Origin of the sequence: Eubacterium sp. F2, assembly GCF_046244355.1 — a bacterium.
In the GTDB taxonomy this organism is placed as follows: domain Bacteria; phylum Bacillota; class Clostridia; order Peptostreptococcales; family Anaerovoracaceae; genus Aminicella.
In genome coordinates this window covers 2,277,683-2,297,479 of the sequence record NZ_CP176393.1, presented here as the reverse complement: position 1 = coordinate 2,297,479, position 19,797 = coordinate 2,277,683, and the positions used below count along the sequence as shown (strand labels likewise).

Here is a 19,797-nt window from a genome sequence, read left to right as displayed (position 1 = left end):
TCTTTATCTGTTCATGATAATTTTTGACAAACTCAGGAGCCTGTATAAACGAAGCCGCCGGGATATTTCCGGAAGCCCGTCTGCACAATTTTCGAGGGTGTAAAGTATTAGTGGGAGGTTAGAAACTGGAAAAGGGATCTCCAAGTGCTAAGATAAAAGTGAAGAAATTACATCTATGCACTCGAAAGGAGATCCCTATGCCATCTATTATACATGAAATTGCAGCTGAATTCCTGGAAAATATTCTGGAAACACTAAAACCTCACGAAGGAATGAATTGGGAGGAAACCAGCGCAAAACTCATGAAGTACTGCAGGGAAACAACCGCCAGGTTCATTCGTGCGGCAGCAGAGGGATTTGATCAGGAATTGAGGAATGACAAAGCTGGCCGGAAACAACTCGGACTCACGATCAAAGCCAGAGGCAGGAAACGGACAATTTATACAGAATTTGGGACGATCGGGATCGAACGGAGCTATTACTATGACAAGAACAGCGGGAAGCACCGGTTTCTTCTGGATGAGATTCTTGGACTGCCAAAGTATGAACGTGTTGACCGGGTCGTAGGAAAGAAGCTGGCTGAAAATGCAGCCTGTGTATCCTATGCGAAGAGTTCTGAGATCGTGACGGGAGGTGAACTGAGCAGACAAACGGTAAGGAACTGTATCATGAAGGTGAATGTTCCAGAGACCGCAGTACCAGAGGTGAAGCGAAAGGTCAGTGTGCTCCATGTTTTTGCTGACGAGGATCACGTGCACATGCAGAAAGCAGGAAAGAAGCCCGGAAAACGGAGCAGAATCGTGCCACTGGTGACAGTGACAGAAGGAATCCGGATGATCGGCACCCATCGGAATGCGACGGTAGAGCCGGTAAGCTTCGTCGATGAAGAGTTCAATACCAGACGTCTGTGGAAGACGGTAGAGGGATTTATCGAGAAGAAATATGACATGGATGTGCTGGAGAAAATCGTGCTGCATGGAGACGGCGGGAACTGGATCCGGAATGGTCTGGACGATTTTTGTCATGTAGTTCACGTTATGGATGGTTTTCATTTCCAGAAGGCCCTTCGGTCACTGGCAGTCAGGTTTCCAAAGAGAAGAGTGAAGAAAGTGATCATGGATGCTGTGAAGGGAAATGATCAAAGCAGAGCTGACCGGTGCATACAGGAACTGCTGGATGACGCGAAGGAAGACAAGGAGCTGACAGAAAAAGTCAACGGATTCGGTGTCTATCTGAATGGGAACTGGAAGCCAATCGTGAATCGTTTCAAGAAGGATATGCCGGGAAGCTGTACAGAAGGACTGGTTAGTCATATTCTGTCGAAACGGTTCAGTCGTGAGCCGCAGGGATGGAGCGATGAAGGGCTCGGAAGACTGAGTGACATCAGAGTGTATCTGATCAATGGCGGTGAACTGAAGGCGAGTGATCTGCAGAAAAAAGAGCCTGAGAATATTCTCCGGGAGAAGTACGCTGAATATGCGGACCGTGTCATCCAGCATGCGGAAAAAGAACTGCATGACTGGAGTATTTTTGACGGAGAGCCTATTGTCATGGACGGAGCTTCCGGAACTCAGATGCTGATCAAGAGCTGTGGAGCAGTAAGAGAACTGCTAAGCTGATTGAACGTGAGACTGTAATGCAGCCTGATGCCTGGACTTCTGAGCGCCTCGCTGCCAGACGATCGACGGCCTGAATCCGGGGAAGGAAACAGCTGTGTGGAATGGAACCGTTCCGGGCATGAAATGCACGGAAACGGTGACAGGACACACAGGGCGTACCGAGGACGGGTCCGAAGGTACGCAGCCCGGAGAAGGCCGGCGGAGTCGGAAGCGTGAGCATGCGCGAAGGGAGCCGGGAGGCGTTCCAGGCACAGGCTGCGTACAGCTCACAAAACAACTTGGAGATCTGTCAACAAAAACTCCCACTAACTCTTGACACCATCACAATTTTCCTTTTGCTTGCATTTTCACTGTGGAGTGGGTATGATGGAATATACGGCCGCAGATGACAAAATTTTCCCTTGCAAGGAAGAATTTTGCCGGATGCAGATAATCGAGAAACACAAACTGTGTTTGTTATATATAATTGTAAGGAAAAGAGAGGACCTGAATTGTATTACGGGAATATAAAAAATTATGATGTGGCAAACGGCCTGGGCGTACGGGTTACGCTGTTCGTGTCGGGATGCCGGAACCACTGTGAGGGATGTTTTCAGCCAGAGACCTGGGATTTTAAATATGGAAAGTCGTTTACGAAGCAGACGGGGCAGGAGCTTCTGGATATGCTGAAGCCGGATTATATCGCCGGATTTACCTGTCTTGGCGGGGAGCCCTTCGAGCCGGAAAATCAGGAAGTGCTGGCGGGTCTGTTCAGAAAGATCAAAGAAACATACCCTGAAAAGACCATCTGGTGCTACACGGGATACCGCTGGGGAGAAGATCTGGCGGAAGGCGGCAGCAAGTACACGGAGTATACGGACAGTATGCTGAAGGATATCGATGTGCTGGTGGACGGACGGTTCATCCTGGAAGAGAAGGATATCAGCCTGCATTTCAGGGGCAGCCGGAACCAGAGAATCCTGAACCCCAAGACAGGTGAAATTCTGGATGTGTAGTTTTCTGCTTTCTGGGGAAGAGATAGAAGAGGGGTGCTGTGCAGCCCGCGCGGGAAACGATTGGAAGAAAATGTATGGAACGGTTTGACAAGTATTTCCAAACGTGCTATTATTGCAGTGCAAGTAATTATGAGTTATCGTAAAGAGTGGGCTTCGGTCCGCTCTTTCAGTTTGTTAGGGGTAATTTTATGGCCGGCAGTGGAAAAATCGTTAAACTGACGGAGGAACTTCTGCAGGACTTCCTCAGAGAGAATGGACTGAGTCTGTATCACACTGAGTTCAAACGTGAGGGAAAAGACTGGTATCTGAATGTCTTCATTGACAAGATGCCGGATGAAAACGGGCAGGAGCAGTATGTCAGCAGCAGTGACTGTGAGCAGGTAAGCCGTTATCTGAGCGAGCGTCTGGATGAGACAGATCCGATTCCGCAGAACTATTATCTGCAGGTGTGCTCGCCGGGGCTGGACCGCCAGCTGTATGAGCAGAAAGATTATGATCGGTATGCGGGACGGCTTGTCGATGTCAGGCTCTACGCTGCCGTGAATGGAAGTAAAGAACATCAGGGTACCCTGGTCGGATGCACGGACGGAAAAGTGGTCATCCGGGATGAAGATGGAAATGAAATCGCGTTTCCGCAGGATCAGGTTGTAAAGACTTGTCTGGCGGTCGTTTTCTAAGGAGGAATAAGGGAAAATGAACAAGGAATTTATAGCGGCCTTGAATGATCTCGAGAAAGAAAGGAATATTTCCAAGGATAAACTTCTGGAGACCGTTGAGGATGCTCTGCTTTCTGCGTACAAGAAAAATTACGGAACAGATCAGAACGTCCGTGTGGTCATCGATCGTGAATCCGGCGATATTCAGGTCCTTATGAGAAAGGATGTCGTTGACGAAGATGACTATTACGATGACATGCTGGAGATTCCGCTGGAAGCTGCACATGAAATTGATCCGCGCTATGAAATCGGCGACAGCATTGAATTCAGTGTAATGCCGAAGGATTTCGGACGCATTGCCGCCCAGACGGCCAAGCAGGTTGTCGTGCAGAAAATCAGAGAGATCGAGCGTGATATGGTCTATGATGAGTTCAGCACGCGCGTTGGTGAGGTCCTCACCGGAACCGTACAGCGCCGCAATGGCAACACGCTGTATGTCAGCCTGGGCTCCGCAGAGGGAATTCTCCCGAAAAAAGAGCAGGTGCCGAGCGAGCATTTTGATATCCGTGACCGCCTGAAGGTCTATATCGTGGAAGTCAAAAGAGAAACCAAGGGACCGCAGATCTTCTTAAGCCGGTCCAATGCTGGTCTTGTCAGAGGACTTTTTGAGATGGAGGTTCCGGAGATTCAGGACGGCATTGTCGAGATCAGGAAGGCTGCCAGAGAAGCGGGATCCCGCACCAAGATGGCGGTGTACAGCAATGATCCTGAGGTCGATCCGGTCGGTGCATGCGTCGGAACCAGAGGAAGCCGTGTACAGACTGTTGTAGATGAGCTTTCCGGTGAGAAGATCGACATCATCAACTGGAGCGATGATCCGCAGCAGCTGATCAGCAATGTCCTGAGCCCGGCAGACGTCGAGCAGGTCATCATCGAAGACGCAGAGGCGAAATCCGCAACTGCAGTTGTTCCGGATGATCAGCTTTCTCTGGCAATCGGCAAGCAGGGACAGAATGTCCGCCTCGCTGCAAGAGTCAGTGAATGGAAGATCGACATCCAGAGCCATAATCAGTTCCTTGACCGCCTGCAGAGAGAGGCTGAGGAAGCGCAGATGGCTGAGGAGGAGCCGGATGAGGCAGAAGAGCTTCAGACTGCTCCGGAAGAAACGGAAGCAGTTTCTGAAGAACTGAATGATGACCTTCAGCCAGCCGTAGATGCCGAAGAGACGGAACTTCAGGATTCCGCTGAAGAGGAAGCAGCAGCTGAGCTTTCTGAGGAAGAGGGAGCAGCGGATGCTGCGCCGGAAGAGGCCGAAACGGAAGCGGAAGACGCTCCGGATGAAGAGGCTTAATTCAGGCATTCAGATCATCAGTTTCCGGAAACATACCGGAGTTCAGGCACAGCGGGGTGTTCCCTTGCGGGTGCCCGGTGGAAGGAGGGTGTGTTTTGTCCAGCAGACGTCAGAAACATGCTGAGCCGATGAGAAGATGCATCGGCTGCATGACCTCCAGGCCGCAGAGAGAACTCATCAGAATCGCTTATCAGAACGGAGAGCTTACGGTTGATGAGACTGGGAAGGCTCCCAGAAGGGGCGTGTATCTCTGCCGGCAGGAATCATGCGTTGCAATGGCGGAAAAGAGAAACGGACTTCAGCGCGCGCTGAAAACAGGCTTCACGAAAGAACAGACCGCGAAGGTCTATGAGGACGTGCGGGCACTGATCGGCGCAGACGGGGAAGGCATGGAGAAAAATGAATAAACAAGGCAGACTGTCGGCTTATCTGGGATTCTGCGCCAGAGCGCGCAAGCTCCAGAAAGGCTATAACACATGTTTGCCGCTGATTCAAAAGGGTAAGGTCAGACTACTGATTGTTGCAGAAGATTCCTCTGAAAACACGATCGGCAAGATGACGCAGAAGTGCAGGACATCGGGGACTGCATACAGAGTATTTGGTACACGCGATGACCTTTCACATATGACCGGAAGCAGCGGCAATGGAATATTTGCGGTGACAGATGGTCATTTTGCGAAAATCATTTGTGAGGAAATCGACCGCATACAATCGGAAGGAGAGATGTTGAATGACAAAAAAGGTATTTGAACTCGCCAGGGAATTGGGAGTATCGAGCAAAGAACTGCTGTCTAAGGCAGGCGAGCTCGGGATCAAGGTGAAGACGCATGCCAGTCTGCTGTCCGATGCAGAGGTCGGCAGGCTGACAGAGAAGTTCTCCGGGTCCGACGCAAAATCGAAGCAAAAATCAGCATTTGTCGGCCGCCCGATTGTTGACGAGGAATACCTTGCCAGCAAACATAAACCGCCGATGGGGAAGCCGGTTGTCGATGAGAGCGTGTTTGACCGCAAGAAGAAAAAGGAGAAGACTCCGGAGGAGAAGAAGGCTCCTGCAGAGACAAAAGCTGAACCGGCAGAGAAGAAAACGGAGAAGAAGCCTTCGGCAGAACCGGAAAAGAAAGCTGCAGAAAAGGCAGCCGAGAAGAAGCCTGCTGCAGAAGGAAAAGAGAAAAAGAACGAGCATGCTGAGCACAGCCATTCCGGAAAGAAGCAGGAAAAGGGTTCTGCGGAAAAGACGAAGGAAGCAAAGCAGTCAGGAGAAAAAGTGGCCAGAAAAACAGAGAAACCGGTAAAGAAAGAAAAGAAAGAGCATAAGATCAAGATCGCGGATTCTGAGAAGATCAGCATGCCGGGAATCAAGATCGTCAAGACTGCTGAGCAGGTAAAGAAAGAAGAAAAGACGCTGAAGGAAAAGAGAGCTTCAGAACGCAAGAAGAGAGAAGAAGAGCGTCATAAGAAGAACGAGAAGCGCAGAAACGAAAGAAAGAACGAGCGCGGCGAAGGTTTCGTAGCCCGCGGCGGTTCCAACAGAAGTTTCCGGACAGAAAACAGCGCCGGTTCTTCTTCTGAAGGCGGCAGATCCGGAAACCGTGCCCACAGAAGACACGGAAAGGATTCTTCCTCTCATAATAAATTTGATAAATTCGAGAGAAAATCTCTGGAAAAGAAGCAGCGCAAGAAGTACCAGAAGACGCAGAAGGAGCCGGAGGTCGAGGAAGAAGAGGAAGTACTTCCGGAAGGCACCTTCAAGCTGGACGTTCCGATTACTGTTGCAGGATTCGCCGAGCAGACGGAAGTATCCACATCCAAAGTTATCATGACACTGATGAAAATGGGCGTTATGGCCAACATCAACCAGACACTGGACGAGGATACGGTTCAGCTGCTTGCTGACGAACTGGGCATCAATGTCGTCATCGGCGAGGTTGAGAAGGAAGAAGTCGAAGAGGGTATCGAAGACTTCAAGGACGATGAAAAAGATCTTCGTCCGCGTCCGCCAGTCATCACCGTTATGGGACACGTTGACCATGGTAAAACTTCCCTGCTGGACGCTATCCGCAAGACCAATGTCACATCCAGAGAGTCCGGCGGAATCACCCAGCACATCGGAGCTTCCGAGGTCAAGATCAACGGAAAGAAGATCGTATTCCTGGATACACCGGGACATGAAGCCTTCACCGCAATGCGTGCAAGAGGTGCGCAGATCACCGATATCGCCGTACTGGTTGTAGCCGCAGACGATGGTGTAATGCCGCAGACCGTCGAGTCCATCAGCCACGCCAAGGCCGCTGATGTTCCGATCATCGTTGCGATTAATAAGATGGATAAGCCGGGTGCCAATCCGGACCGTGTAAAGAAGGAACTTGCCGATCACGGCGTTCTGGTTGAAGACTGGGGCGGCGACGTCATTAGTGTTCCGGTTTCCGCGAAGACCGGAAAGGGCATCAAGGAACTTCTGGAAATGATTCTGCTGCAGGCAGACATGATGGAACTGAAGGCCAACCCGAACCGTCTGGCACTGGGATCCGTCATCGAAGCACGACTGGACCGCGCAAGAGGCCCGGTCGCTACCCTGCTGGTAGAAAATGGTACGCTGAAGAGCGGCCAGAGCATCGTAGCAGGAACCTGCTCCGGAAGAATCCGTCTGATGACCGACTACCGCGGAAAGAAGATCCGCAAGGCCGGCCCGGCTACTGCAGTTGAGGTTCTGGGACTTACTGATGTTCCGCAGGCCGGAGACGTCTTCAACGCCGTCCGCGATGATAAGACTGCAAGAGAGATCGCCGAGCACCGTCAGGAGAAATTGAGAGAAGAGACACTGGCGAAGAATTCCAGCATGTCCCTGGAGAAACTCTTCAGCCAGATCAAGGAAGGCGAGACCAAGGAACTGAACCTGATCATCAAGGCAGACGTTCAGGGATCCGTTGGAGCACTGGTATCCTCCCTTGAGAAACTGAACAATGACAGTGTAAAGATCAATGTCATCCACTCCGGCGTCGGAACCGTCAACGAGTCCGATGTCATGCTGGCAGAGACTTCCAACGCCATCATTATCGGATTCAACGTACGTCCGAGCAGCGCAGTTACCGCAATGGCGGACCAGAAGGGCGTAGAAGTCCGTCTCTACACCGTCATTTACGACGCCATCAACGATGTCGATGCCGCGATGAAGGGACTGCTGGAGCCGGATACCAAGGAAGAGGCACTGGGCAAGGCCGAGATCAGAAGCACCTTCAAGGTACCGAAAGTCGGCATCATCGGAGGCGCATACGTCACCGAGGGCAAGGTTGCCAGAAACGCCCAGATCCGTCTGGTAAGAGACGGCATCGTTGTCCACGAGGGCACGATTTCCTCACTGAAGCGCTACAAGGACGACGCCAAGGAAGTCAATCAGGGTTACGAGTGCGGAATCGGAATCGAGGATTACAACGATATCAAGGAAGGCGACATTATCGAGTGCTACCATATCGTAGAGGTCAAGCACGACGAACAGTAGCCATTCAGAATGATGATTTGCGGAAAGCAGCTTGCATGAGCTGCTTTCTGCATAGACACAGATGTTTTTCGACAAAAATCACCTGGAAAGGAGAAAACGTATGATTTTCTACTTCAGTGGAACAGGAAATTCCAGACATGCAGCATCCGAGCTGCAGGCATATTACAGCCTGGATATGATTAACATGGCAGAGGCAGTGATGCAGAAGCAGTATTCGTATCAGGCTGCTGAGGGAGAGCGCGTTTTCTTTGTCTTTCCGGTCTATTTCGGAGGACTTCCGGGGATCGTGGAAAAGTTCATTTCTCATCTGGATCTTACGGTTGAGCAGTCTGTCATTGTGGAAGAACAGCCGGCGCAGAAAGATGCTCCGCCGGAGACCGCGCAGGTAAAAAAACGCCTTTTCGGAAGAAAGAAAGGTGCTGAAGAAAAAGAGGAAGAGCCTGCTCCTGCAGGCCCTGAAATCATCGGCATCGCTACATTCGGCGGGACGCCTGCCGGATGCGGAAAACAGCTGCAGAAGGCTCTGAAAAACAAAGGCCTTTCTCTCCGTGCGTTTTACAGTGTCAAGGCGCCGGAAAACTGCATTTTCTATATGAATCCGCCGATCAGAGAAGCCGCTCTGGTCCAGCTGAAGCATATGGAGGACCGGATGAAAGATGTCATGGATTCCATAGACTACCATCACCGGATGCCAGACCAGTTAACGGTATCTTCCGGCATGGAGTCCGGATTTATGCACCATTTCTATAAAGGCAGCTGCAAGACCGCAAAATTCTATTCTACAGATGCCTGCATCGGCTGCGGACTCTGTGAAAACGTCTGCCCTGTTCATGCCATCCGGATGGAAAACGGCCGCCCGTCATGGGTGAAGAGCAGCTGTGAACACTGCACCGCCTGCATCAACCGATGCCCGAAAGACGCGATTGAATACGGCCGCGCGACGAAGGGACGCAACCGCTACGCGCATCCGGATTTTGGAAAGAAGTACCACGTCGAAAAACAGAAATAAATTTTAATGCATCTATCAGCGCTGGAGAATAAAGCGGACAGGGCTTTCGGAACATACGCAGATTCCCGGGCCGGAAACCGGGACTCTGTTCCGGAAAGCTCCGACTCCGGCGCTTTTTTCATAAGGAGGAAAGGAATGAGCAGAGGATACAGACAGGACCGCCTCGCAGAGGAGATCCGCCGCATCATCAGCGAAATGCTGCTCAGAGAGCTGAAGGATCCGAGACTTTCCGGATTCATCAGCATCACAGAGGTAGAAGTTACCAAAGACAACAGCTATGCGACCTGCTACATCACCGTTCTGGAAACCCAGAAAGATGAAGAAGCAAAGGCGAAGAAGGAACAGGATGTTCTGGACGGTCTCAGAAGCGCGAGCGGAAAGATGCGCGGAAAGATCGGAAAGGAACTGAAACTGCGCAGAGCGCCGGAACTGATTTTCAAGTTCGACCGCTCTGAGGAATATGGCCGGCACATTGATGAGGTTATCAGAGGCATTGAAAATGGCAATTATTAACAATACATGGGAAGAAATCGCGGACGTCCTGAAGAAGGCAGAGAAGGTTCTGGTCTTCACCCATCAGAAAATGGACGGTGACGCCGTCGGTTCATCCTGTGCTCTCGTAAGAGTGCTCAGACAGCTGGGAAAAGAAGCCTATGTTCTGATTGAGGATGATGAACTGGCGGACAACCTGCAGTTTCTGGACAAAGGCTACTGCACAAGGGACGAACATATCATGGAGAATCCGGACCTCTGTGTCTGCACGGATGCCAGCGAACTTTCCCGTTTCCCAAAAAGAAGCAGCAAGTTTAAAACAGGAAAAGTGACACTGTGCATCGACCATCATCTGGCAAAAAAATCTTTCTGCGATTATCATTATGTCGATCCGCAGGCAGCAGCAGCCAGTGTTCTGGTGCATCACGCCATCCGCGCCATGGGAGCAGATATCGATAAAGAGACAGCATCTCTTCTCTTTGCCGGAATTACCACGGATACCGGAAATTTCCAGTACAGCAACACCAATGAAGATGCCTTCCTGACGGTTGCAGAGCTCGCGAAGGCTGGCGCAGACATCAATCACATCAGTGTCCAGCTGTATGAAAATGTAAGTCCGCAGAAAATGCGCCTGAAGGCCATGGCTATCGAGAATATGGAACTTCTGGCAGGCGGAAAGCTGGCTGTGACCGCCGTTACCCAGCAGATGCTGAAAGACTGCAGTGCCCGGATGATCGATGCAGAGGGCATCGTTTCCGAGCTCAGAAGTATTCAGGGAGCGGAAATCGCCATCCTGCTGAAAGAGGATGTGGATAAGATTTTTGTCAGCCTGCGGGCAAAGGGAGACGCAGATGTTCAGAAAATCGCCGTGAAATTCGGCGGCGGAGGGCACGTAAAGGCCAGCGGATGCACGCTGGATCATGTTACCCTTAAAGCCGCCCATGACGGCCTGGTAAAGGCCGCAGAAGAGGCGATAGAGGCGATGAACTAGTCTGATCCGCCATCGGGCAGAAGCAGATCCGCCCGGCTGCATGCAGAATGACCGGATCCTCCGGCAGAAATTGACGGAAACCGATCATAATTCAGGAAAAAGAGTGCTATGACAGAAGGAATTATCAATATTAACAAAGAGCAGAAGATGACCTCCCATGATGTCGTCGGACGCGTGAGAAGGATTTTTCAGATGCGGCGTGTCGGCCATACCGGAACCCTGGATCCTATGGCAACCGGTGTCCTTCCGGTCTGTCTGGGCCGCGCGGCAAGGATTATGGAATACATCGAACCGGATCTGAAGACCTACCGCTGCGTGATGAAGCTGGGAAAAGAATACGACACCCAGGACATCTGGGGCACACTGCTGAATGAGTCAACGGAAGAAGAGATCAACCAGATCACAGAAGACCAGGTGGAAAAAGTTCTGAAATCCTTTGAAGGGGTGCAGGACCAGACGCCTCCCATGTATTCGGCAGTGAAGGTCGACGGAAAACGTCTCTATGAGTACGCCCGCGAGGGAAAGGAAGTCAAGGTAAAGAGCCGCCGGGTCTACATCGGCGATGTGAAGCTGGAAGATGTACAGCTTCATCAGGGATTTGACAGCCGGATCCAGTTCAGCATGACCTGCAGCAAGGGAACCTTCGTCCGGACAGTCTGCCAGGAAACCGGCAGAAAACTCGGCGTCGGGGCGGCCATGTCGGAACTGACCCGTCTTCAATCCGGAATCTTTACCATCGAAAACGCCGTGACCCTGTCTGAACTTCAGGACATGGATGAAGCCGAGCGTGAGCAGAAACTCGTTTCAATCGATCGGCCTCTTGCGCCGCACTTTGGCAGGCTGATTTTGTCCCCGCAGGATGGGATGAAGCTGATGCACGGCCTCCGAATTCCGGTGAAGAAGGCGGAGATTGAGAAGGAGCCGCCTTATGCGAAGGAGGACTTTCTGCTTCCGCTGCCGGAAAAATATTCCATTGGCTACCTTGCCTATTCGGATTTGTCAGAGGTAAAGGAAGAAGCGCAGCCGGGACTGTCCTTCCTGGGAGTTGCCTATTACATGGATGAGGATGAAACGTTCAAGCCGGGAAAGATATTCTACCCGCAGCCGCAGTAGGAGGTGCAGCATGAGCATGATTGTATATAGAAGTCTGGACGAAATCACAGAGATCGAGCCGACAGCCGTTGCCGTCGGAAACTTCGACGGTGTGCATCTGGGACATCAGAAACTGATCGGAGAGACCGTGGCCTACGCGAAGGAAAAAGGCCTGAAGTCCGCGGTGTTTACCTTTTCTAATCATCCGCGCAACCTGATCAAGAGCGCCGCGCCGGTGAAAAACATTCTCTACCAGCACGAAAAGGCGCAGATCATCGAATCCCTGGGCGTGGACTACATGATCGACATTCCATTTACCAAAGAAATTATGGAGATGGACCCGGTGGCTTTCGTGCAGGAGCTGCTGCTTGAGAAAGCCAACATGAAAGCCGTATTCTGCGGCTTTAACTATACGTTTGGCTATAAAGCGGAGGGAAATACAGATGTGCTGCGTAATATCGGAATGGATAAGGGATTCAGTGTAAACGTGATGCCGCCGTTTATCATTGATGAGAACGTCGTCAGCTCCACCCTGATCCGCACCCTGATCGCATCCGGCCAGGTCGAGCGCTGCAAGCGCTACATGGGCAGAAACTACGAGATCGCCGGCGAAGTCGTGGTAGGCAACCGCCTGGGCAGAAAACTCGGCTTCCCGACCTCCAATCTGGTGATCGACCGCGCCATGGTCACCCCGCCGAACGGCGTCTACGTGACCCTCTGCGACTACAACGGCGTGAAATACCCGAGCGTCACCAACGTGGGCGTAAAACCGACCATCGGCAAGTATAATAAGAATGTCGAGACCCATATCTTCGACTTCAACAAGGAGCTCTACGGCAAGCAGATCGTCGTGGAATTCCTGAAGAAAACCAGAGACGAAGTCAAGTTCGACAGCGTCCAGGACCTGTCCGAGCAGATCGTCCGCGACTGTCGCGAAGTCAAGCGCTTCCACGAACTGATGAAGGAATGCGGCGAGGACGACCCGAGCATGGTCCACTTCTCCGTCTCCGAGAAGTATCTGAAGAAAATCAGCGGGCAGAGCAGCCCGGAGAAATAGCAGCACAGCAGCCATCCCGGACAAAATGCAGACGTTCCAAGAGGCCGAGCTGCTGAAAGCTGGCAGATGCTGCCTGCAGAGTCGGATAGTCCGGCTTCACCATGGCGAAGAAAGCAGCGTCAGATGTGTGAGTTGAACATTAAAGAAGCGTTTTTACAAGGCATTGCGGCGAAAACGGGAAGAAAGTCCCCAGATCAGGCAGAATATGCCGGATTTCAGGAAATTTTCCTTGTAATCCTGCTCCGCACATGCTAGAATAACAACGTTGTTTAAAAGAAATTACCCCTGCCTGGTCCACCGCTTCTCCGGCGGCAACTCAGCACGGGTGAATGGCAAGAAAGGAGAAAACAATGATTACAAAGGAAAAGAAGGAAGCAATCATCAAAGAGTATGCAACGAAGGAAGGCGACACAGGTTCCCCGGAAGTACAGGTAGCAATCCTGACAGCACGTATCAACGAGCTGAACGAGCACCTCGCCTCCCATCAGAAAGACCATCATTCCAGAAGAGGTCTGCTGAAGATGGTAGGTAAGAGAAGAAACCTGCTGAACTACCTGAAGAGCAAGGACATCGAGAGATACAGAAGCCTGATCTCCCGCCTCGGACTGAGAAAGTAGTTCGGAAAAAATCGGAAACTATGTTGAAAGGCCGCTGCCTTGATCGATGATATATCGATTGAGGCAGCGGCTTTTTTGAATATCGGTTGTGGGGGAGATTAATCCCTAGGGTTTCCAATAAAACAATGATTGATCGTGGAATAGATACAAAATGATAGCGATATTAAATAATCTATAATAAAAATATTACAATAATCAATGACATGATGTCCTTGTACAGGATGCCCGTGAATTCTAGTCTAATTTTTTTTAAATATAATAACGAAAGTATGTAGGATATCAATACTAGCAACAAGAATAATTCTAATAATCAATTATTAATATTTATAATATATACAATACAAAACATAGATAATAAATATTGATGCTTAGAACTCTTCAAGTGCTATAATTAGGGCGTTTCTAATTCAATCTACTTAAGTGAATTGCTATTTAGAGACGATTGTTGTCCAAAACAGGAGATAATAAAATGATTGAAATTGCACATTTGAAAAAGCAATGGGATTCAGATTCAGTAGTATTAAATAATATTAATCTTAAAATCCAAGATGGTGAGATTTTTGCGCTAGTTGGTAGAAGTGGTGCAGGAAAATCCACATTATTGAGATGTATTAACGGATTAACATCTTATCAGTCGGGAAGTCTTAAAGTCAACAATCAAGAGGTGCGAGAAATGACGGATATCCAATTGAGAGAATTCCGTCGTGACATTGGTATGATCTTTCAGCAGTTTTCTTTGCTTGAACGCGAAAACGTGTTTAATAACGTTGCTCTTCCTATGCGTTGTTGGAAATACACGAAAGAAGAGATTAATCAAAAAGTTACAGAACTTTTAAAATTAGTTGGACTGGAGGATAAAGCGAACGCAAGGCCAAGAAATTTATCAGGTGGGCAAAAGCAACGTGTGGCAATAGCACGAGCATTAACAATGAATCCATCAATTCTTCTTTGTGATGAAGCCACATCTGCACTTGATCCAAATACGACAACAGCAATCCTTGATCTATTAAAAAAGATCAATGAGGAAATGGGGATAACAATAATCATTGTTACTCACCAGATGGAGGTGGTTCGACAAGTTTGCTCCCGTGCCTGTATTCTTGAACATGGAGAAATTTCATCGATTGGCAGTGTAAAAGATTTATTTATGAATCAGCCAAAAGCACTGCTGCGTTTGCTTGGTGATGAGAATCAACATCTGCCGTCAGAGGGGATTAATGTTCGGATTGCTCAAACTATCAACTCTAGAGAACAAGGTGAAGTATTTGCTTCGATGTACTCAGAATTAGGATTTATATTCTCAATTGTAGGAGGTACGATCCAATCGTATGAAAATGATAGAATAGGAATATTTACATTAAATATTACAGAAGATAGATGGCCGCAAATGATGGAATATCTGAATGATAAGGGAATCGCCTGGATTCCAGTCGAAGAAACGAAAGAAGAGGTACAGGGATGACATTAACAAATTTTACGTTTACTGAAATTGTAAAAATGCTGATCGTCCCAGCCTTTTTTGCGACTTTAAGAATGTTGATTATCTCTGGAATTCTATCAACATTATTTGGCTTTCTGTTAGGTGTTCTTCTTGTTGTAACAGAAAAAGGAGGGTTATGTGAAAACTTGATTATCAACAGGATATTCGATTTTGTTGTGAACACTATCCGTTCATTTCCGTTCATTATATTAATGATATCAATTATACCTTTGACAAGATTAATTGCAGGGACATCGATTGGTGAGACAGCAGCATTAGTGCCATTAACAATAGCCTGTACGCCGTTCATGGCAAGGATATTTCAAAACAGTTTAAAAGAAGTAGACCCTGCCTTGATTGAAGCTGCGCAGTCTTTTGGCGCATCAAAAAAGCAGATTGTAATCAAAGTAATGTTAAAAGAATCTGTTCCATCGATCATTTCCGGACTATGCCTTGGAATAATAAATTTGCTTGGATGCACAGCAATGGCTGGAACCATTGGTGCAGGAGGCCTTGGAGCGGTGGCACTGCAATATGGATATCAAAATTTTAATCAGCAGATTATGTATTCTATTGTCGTGATCTTAATTGTCATGGTTGCCTTTATTCAATATTTTGGTGACTGGTTGTACAAGAAGATAAAGTAATTGATGTAGCTATCTGAGATAACTCAGATAAAAGTAATGTGAGGAGTTTTTATGAAAAATAAGACAAAAATTGTCGCTGTCATTCTGATTACAGTACTTACTTTTGTATTTGCGGCAGGATGCGGAAGCAGCAAGACAAATCAAAAGGAATCGACTAAAAAGAATATTACAATCGGGGTTCGTTCTGATCTCGTCGGAATGTATAAGGTTATCAAACCAGTTCTTGAGAAAAAAGGTTATAAAGTTACGATGAAATCGTTTGATGACAGCGTTCAGCCGAATCAGGCTCTGAAAGAAGGAAGTATTGACATTAACTGGTATCAGCATGAGCCTTATATGAAGAGTTATAACAAGGAAAATAATACCAATTTTGTAATGATAAAGCCAAAGACTTATGCTCCGCTGTTCGCGATGTATTCATCGAAATATAAAAAAGTATCGGATATTCCTGACGGTGCAACGATTGGACTTTGCAATGACGCAACTAATCAGGATCGTGGCCTGAGACTTCTTCAGAAAGAAAAACTGATTAAACTGGATCCATCTGTTAAAGTGGCAACAATACATGATATTAAAAATAATCCGAAACACCTAAAGTTTAAGGAAGCTGAAATGTCAGTATTACCGCAGTCAATTGATGATGTCGATGCAATCTGTCTTGCTGGACTGCATATGGTTAATGCAGGGAAAAATGCAAATGACTATCTGGCTAAGTCGAATGATGATAAAGAATATGCGGTAGGTTTTGTCGTAAATAAAAAGGATCAGAACGCAAAGTGGGCAAAGGATATTGCAAAAGCAGTTCAGTGTAAAGAGCTCGCTGATTACCTGAAGAAGGATTCAAAAGGTGCACTTATCCCGATGTGGGATGCAAAGTAAGAAAGGATTGCGTTTATGGATTTGATTAGATTAGAAATGACCCCCAAAGAGCGTGCAAAGGCTTACGCAATGGGTAAGGAAGTCGATCGAATTCCAACCAATCTAAGTGCGGGGGAGACAGCTCCCCCGCTTTATGGTTATGACATTTGTGATTATTATTTCTCAGCTGACGCTATGGTTGCAGTTGAAAGTGGACTTGCGGAAGATTTTCAAGCAGATAATATGGGAATAGGCCTGGGACTTCGGACACTGTCAGAAGCATTAGGATGTAAATTAGAGTATCCAAAAAAACGTGTTTCTTATATTGTTAAACCAGCGTTTACATCATGGGATGAGATGGAATTGAGAGAATTGGTTGATGTCCGTAAAGACGGTCGTTTTCCAATTATTACGGAAGCATTTCAGCGTCTGATGGATAAATATGGTTCGGTCAGAAATTTTGGAAGTGGACTTGCAGGACCTTTTACAACAGCTGCGAGCTTGGTTGGAACAGAAAAGTTCCTGATTTCTATGATAAAAGAGAAAGGTCGGGTTCATCAATTACTGCAATATAGTACAGATTGTGTTGTGAAGTGCTGTAAAGAGCTACACGAGATACTTGGAATTAATTTTATGCTTTCAGAACCGATGGGTTCAAAAAATATGATCGGAAAGCGTCAGTTTGACGAATTCTTTTTACCGTATCTTAACCAGGCAGTAAAAAGGATGAATCAATTTCAGGGGAAAACATCTCTCCACATCTGCGGAAAAACAAGAGATCGATGGGATGAGGTCGTTGATTCGGGAATATGCAATTTTTGGGTTGATAATTGTGAGGATTTACGTGAACTAAAAGATAATTATGGAGATCGAATCGGAATCACCGGAAATATTCCACCGGTTGACGTTTTGAAATTAGGAACAAAAGAGGATATCTATAAAGCGATCAGGGAATCCATTCAAAAAGCGGGAGATAATCCGATGGGGTATACAATTTGTCCCGGATGTACAACTCCAGAGGGAACCACTAAAGAGAATATGATATATTTTATGAATGCTGCGGCGATCTATGGAAAAGGTGCCAGAAAGGGATATCTACCAAAAGGTATCTTAGAAAACCAATAATTCACACTCGTATCACGGATTCCTTATCTAATCAGAGGGGAATCCGCTTTTGCTTTTTATTTCCTCAATCTTTTTCAAATAAATGCAGACCTGATGCCCAATATATGATAAAATAACAAGCGTTTAAGAGATTTGAATATTACTGGACTAAACAGGAGGGAGTTGTTTACAAGGAATGGCGAGATTTACGGATTACAGGACATTTAAGACGGCGCTGGGAGGAAGACTGCTGCAGATTGAAATCGGCAAGTTTGCCGAGCAGGCGAACGGCGCTGCAATGGTGCGCTACGGTGATTCCGCAGTGCTGGTTACGGCGTGCGCATCTGATGAGCCGCGTGCAGACGTGGACTTTTTCCCGCTGAGCTGTGACTATGAGGAGAGAATGTACGCGGGTGGAAAGATCCCGGGTGGATTCATCAGAAGAGAGGGACGTCCGAGCGAAAAAGCCGTTCTGAGCTCCCGACTGATGGACAGACCGCTCAGACCTTTGTTCCCGAAGGGCTTCTTCAATGATGTCGAGGTTGAGGCGCTGGTTATGTCTGTTGACCCGGATTGTGAGACAGACATTATGGCGATGATCGGATCTTCCGTTGCTCTGGCAATTTCTGACATTCCGTGGGACGGACCGACGGGTTCTGTCCGTGTCGGACGTGTGGACGGCCAGCTGGTCATCAACCCGACGCAGGAGCAGAGAGAGCAGAGCGACATCAACCTGACGGTTGCCGGAACCAAGGAAGCCATCATGATGGTTGAGGCTGGCGCAAAGGAAGTTCCTGAAATGGAAATGCTCGATGCCATCTGGTTTGCGCATGACGAGATCAAGAAGCTCTGTGAGTTCATCGAGGAGATCGTCGCAGAAGTCGGCAAGCCGAAGCGCGAGGTTGAGCTTTACAAGATTCCGGAAGACATCGATGAGAAGGTCAGAGCATTCGCTTATGACAAAATGAAAGAAGCTGTTCATAACTCCGACAAGATGACACGTCTGGATAACATGAACGCCGTAGAAGTGGAAACACAGGAGCATTTTGCCGAGGAATATCCGGACAATGAGTCCGATATCGCAAATGTTCTTTACAATATTACCAAGGAGTGCGTAAGAAGTTCTATTCTGGATGACGGCGTACGCCCGGACGACCGCAAGCTGGACGAGATTCGTCCGGTATGGTGCGAGACCGGCGTTCTTCCGAGAGTTCACGGAACCGGCCTCTTCAAGAGAGGACAGACACAGGTCCTGTCTTCCTGCACACTGGCTCCGCTTTCTGAGTCCCAGAAAATCGACGGTCTCACCGAGCAGACCGAGAAGCGCTACATGCATCATTACAACTTCCCGGGATTCTGCACAGGCGAGTCCAAGAAGCCGAGATCACCAGGAAGAAGAGAAATCGGACACGGCGCTCTTGCTGAGCGTGCTCTGCTGCCGGTCGTTCCTTCTAAGGAGGAATTCCCGTATGCCATCCGTGTCGTCTCCGACGTACTGTCTTCCAACGGTTCTTCATCCATGGCGTCCACTTGTGGATCCTGCCTGGCACTGATGGATGCCGGTGTTCCGATCAAGCGCCCGGTTGCCGGAATTGCAATGGGACTGATTGAGCGTGTGGAAGAGGACGGATCTTCCAAGATGGCCATCCTGAGCGATATTCAGGGCATGGAAGACTTCCTCGGCGACATGGACTTCAAGGTTACCGGAACAGAGGTCGGTGTAACCGCCATGCAGATGGATATCAAGGTTCACGGACTTTCTAAGGATATCATGGAGAAGGCCCTGCGTCAGGCAAGAGAAGGCCGCATGCATATTATGAAGATCATGCTTGAGGAAATCCCTGAGCCGCGCAAGGAGCTGTCCAAGTGGGCTCCGAGATGCATCGCGATGCGCATTGATCCGGATAAGATCCGCATCGTCATCGGACCGGGAGGAAAAACCATCAACTCCATCGTTGAGGATACCGGCGTAAAGATCGACATCTCCGAGGATGACCCGGGTCTGGTTACCATCTACAGCGATAATGCTGAGGCTGCTGAAGAGGCAATGGACAGAATCAAGCTGATCACTGCAGACGTAGAGGTCGGCGGTGTCTATGAGGGAGAAGTAAAGAGAATCATGCCGTTCGGCGCATTCATCGAGATCCTGCCTGGCAAGGAAGGTCTGCTTCACATCTCCAAGATGGCGCGTCACCATGTCGATAAGGTCGAGGACATCATGAACATCGACGACAAAGTCGAGGTCAAGGTTGCGGAAATCGATAAACAGAACCGCATCAATCTGGTCAGAACCAAGCTGCCGAGATAGTCAGAGATTACAGAGCTGAGCTCTT

Annotated in this window: 18 protein-coding genes; all 18 read left to right on the top strand. The window is 48.5% G+C overall.

All coding sequences use genetic code 11. From position 1 onward, the window contains the following. Positions 1–197 precede the first annotated feature (197 nt). The 18 genes from ACI77B_RS10085 (at position 198) to ACI77B_RS10000 (ending at position 19,772) form a co-directional block, all read left to right on the top strand. Positions 198–1,619: an ISLre2 family transposase gene (locus ACI77B_RS10085; protein WP_409335832.1), complete on the top strand. Its 1,422-nt coding sequence runs from the start codon at positions 198–200 to the stop codon at positions 1,617–1,619. A 491-nt stretch (positions 1,620–2,110) separates the two neighbouring features. Further along, on the top strand, positions 2,111–2,614 hold the full coding sequence (gene nrdG / locus ACI77B_RS10080) for an anaerobic ribonucleoside-triphosphate reductase activating protein (RefSeq protein WP_409336684.1): 504 nt from the start codon (positions 2,111–2,113) through the stop codon (positions 2,612–2,614). A gap of 188 nt (positions 2,615–2,802) precedes the next feature. After that, positions 2,803–3,291 (top strand): ribosome maturation factor RimP, encoded by a 489-nt coding sequence (gene rimP / locus ACI77B_RS10075; RefSeq protein ID WP_409336683.1) that lies wholly within the window; start codon positions 2,803–2,805, stop codon positions 3,289–3,291. 16 nt (positions 3,292–3,307) lie between these two features. Next, on the top strand, positions 3,308–4,621 hold the full coding sequence (nusA, locus tag ACI77B_RS10070) for a transcription termination factor NusA (protein WP_409336682.1): 1,314 nt from the start codon (positions 3,308–3,310) through the stop codon (positions 4,619–4,621). A 95-nt stretch (positions 4,622–4,716) separates the two neighbouring features. Further along, positions 4,717–5,028 carry a YlxR family protein gene (locus tag ACI77B_RS10065; protein WP_409336681.1) on the top strand — a complete coding sequence of 104 codons (312 nt, stop codon included), beginning with the start codon at positions 4,717–4,719 and terminating at the stop codon, positions 5,026–5,028. Next, positions 5,021–5,371, top strand: a complete 351-nt coding sequence (locus ACI77B_RS10060; RefSeq protein WP_409336680.1) for a L7Ae/L30e/S12e/Gadd45 family ribosomal protein — start codon at positions 5,021–5,023, stop codon at positions 5,369–5,371. Before ACI77B_RS10065 ends, ACI77B_RS10060 begins: the two co-directional genes overlap by 8 nt. Then, positions 5,352–8,117, top strand: a complete 2,766-nt coding sequence (gene infB, locus ACI77B_RS10055) for a translation initiation factor IF-2 (protein ID WP_409336679.1) — start codon at positions 5,352–5,354, stop codon at positions 8,115–8,117. Before ACI77B_RS10060 ends, infB begins: the two co-directional genes overlap by 20 nt. A 100-nt stretch (positions 8,118–8,217) precedes the next feature. Continuing rightward, positions 8,218–9,126 carry an EFR1 family ferrodoxin gene (locus ACI77B_RS10050; RefSeq protein ID WP_409336678.1) on the top strand — a complete coding sequence of 303 codons (909 nt, stop codon included), beginning with the start codon at positions 8,218–8,220 and terminating at the stop codon, positions 9,124–9,126. A 135-nt stretch (positions 9,127–9,261) separates the two neighbouring features. Beyond that, positions 9,262–9,639, top strand: a complete 378-nt coding sequence (gene rbfA, locus ACI77B_RS10045; protein WP_409336677.1) for a 30S ribosome-binding factor RbfA — start codon at positions 9,262–9,264, stop codon at positions 9,637–9,639. Beyond that, positions 9,626–10,609 carry a DHH family phosphoesterase gene (locus ACI77B_RS10040; protein WP_409336676.1) on the top strand — a complete coding sequence of 328 codons (984 nt, stop codon included), beginning with the start codon at positions 9,626–9,628 and terminating at the stop codon, positions 10,607–10,609. Before rbfA ends, ACI77B_RS10040 begins: the two co-directional genes overlap by 14 nt. Before the next feature lie 108 nt (positions 10,610–10,717). Next, positions 10,718–11,722 carry a tRNA pseudouridine(55) synthase TruB gene (gene truB / locus ACI77B_RS10035; RefSeq protein ID WP_409336675.1) on the top strand — a complete coding sequence of 335 codons (1,005 nt, stop codon included), beginning with the start codon at positions 10,718–10,720 and terminating at the stop codon, positions 11,720–11,722. A gap of 10 nt (positions 11,723–11,732) precedes the next feature. Next, on the top strand, positions 11,733–12,758 hold the full coding sequence (locus ACI77B_RS10030) for a bifunctional riboflavin kinase/FAD synthetase (RefSeq protein ID WP_409336674.1): 1,026 nt from the start codon (positions 11,733–11,735) through the stop codon (positions 12,756–12,758). A 350-nt stretch (positions 12,759–13,108) separates the two neighbouring features. After that, positions 13,109–13,375: a 30S ribosomal protein S15 gene (rpsO, locus tag ACI77B_RS10025; protein ID WP_178263839.1), complete on the top strand. Its 267-nt coding sequence runs from the start codon at positions 13,109–13,111 to the stop codon at positions 13,373–13,375. 469 nt (positions 13,376–13,844) lie between these two features. Beyond that, positions 13,845–14,837 carry a methionine ABC transporter ATP-binding protein gene (locus ACI77B_RS10020; RefSeq protein ID WP_409336673.1) on the top strand — a complete coding sequence of 331 codons (993 nt, stop codon included), beginning with the start codon at positions 13,845–13,847 and terminating at the stop codon, positions 14,835–14,837. After that, the gene (locus tag ACI77B_RS10015; RefSeq protein ID WP_409336672.1) at positions 14,834–15,502 is read left to right on the top strand and encodes a methionine ABC transporter permease; all 669 of its coding nucleotides are present in this window, start codon (positions 14,834–14,836) and stop codon (positions 15,500–15,502) included. Before ACI77B_RS10020 ends, ACI77B_RS10015 begins: the two co-directional genes overlap by 4 nt. A 51-nt stretch (positions 15,503–15,553) precedes the next feature. Beyond that, the gene (locus tag ACI77B_RS10010; RefSeq protein ID WP_409336671.1) at positions 15,554–16,381 is read left to right on the top strand and encodes a MetQ/NlpA family ABC transporter substrate-binding protein; all 828 of its coding nucleotides are present in this window, start codon (positions 15,554–15,556) and stop codon (positions 16,379–16,381) included. 15 nt (positions 16,382–16,396) lie between these two features. Next, positions 16,397–17,485, top strand: a complete 1,089-nt coding sequence (locus ACI77B_RS10005) for a uroporphyrinogen decarboxylase family protein (RefSeq protein WP_409336670.1) — start codon at positions 16,397–16,399, stop codon at positions 17,483–17,485. Positions 17,486–17,660: 175 nt separating this feature from the next. After that, on the top strand, positions 17,661–19,772 hold the full coding sequence (locus ACI77B_RS10000; protein WP_409336669.1) for a polyribonucleotide nucleotidyltransferase: 2,112 nt from the start codon (positions 17,661–17,663) through the stop codon (positions 19,770–19,772). The last annotated feature ends 25 nt before the right edge of the window (positions 19,773–19,797 follow it).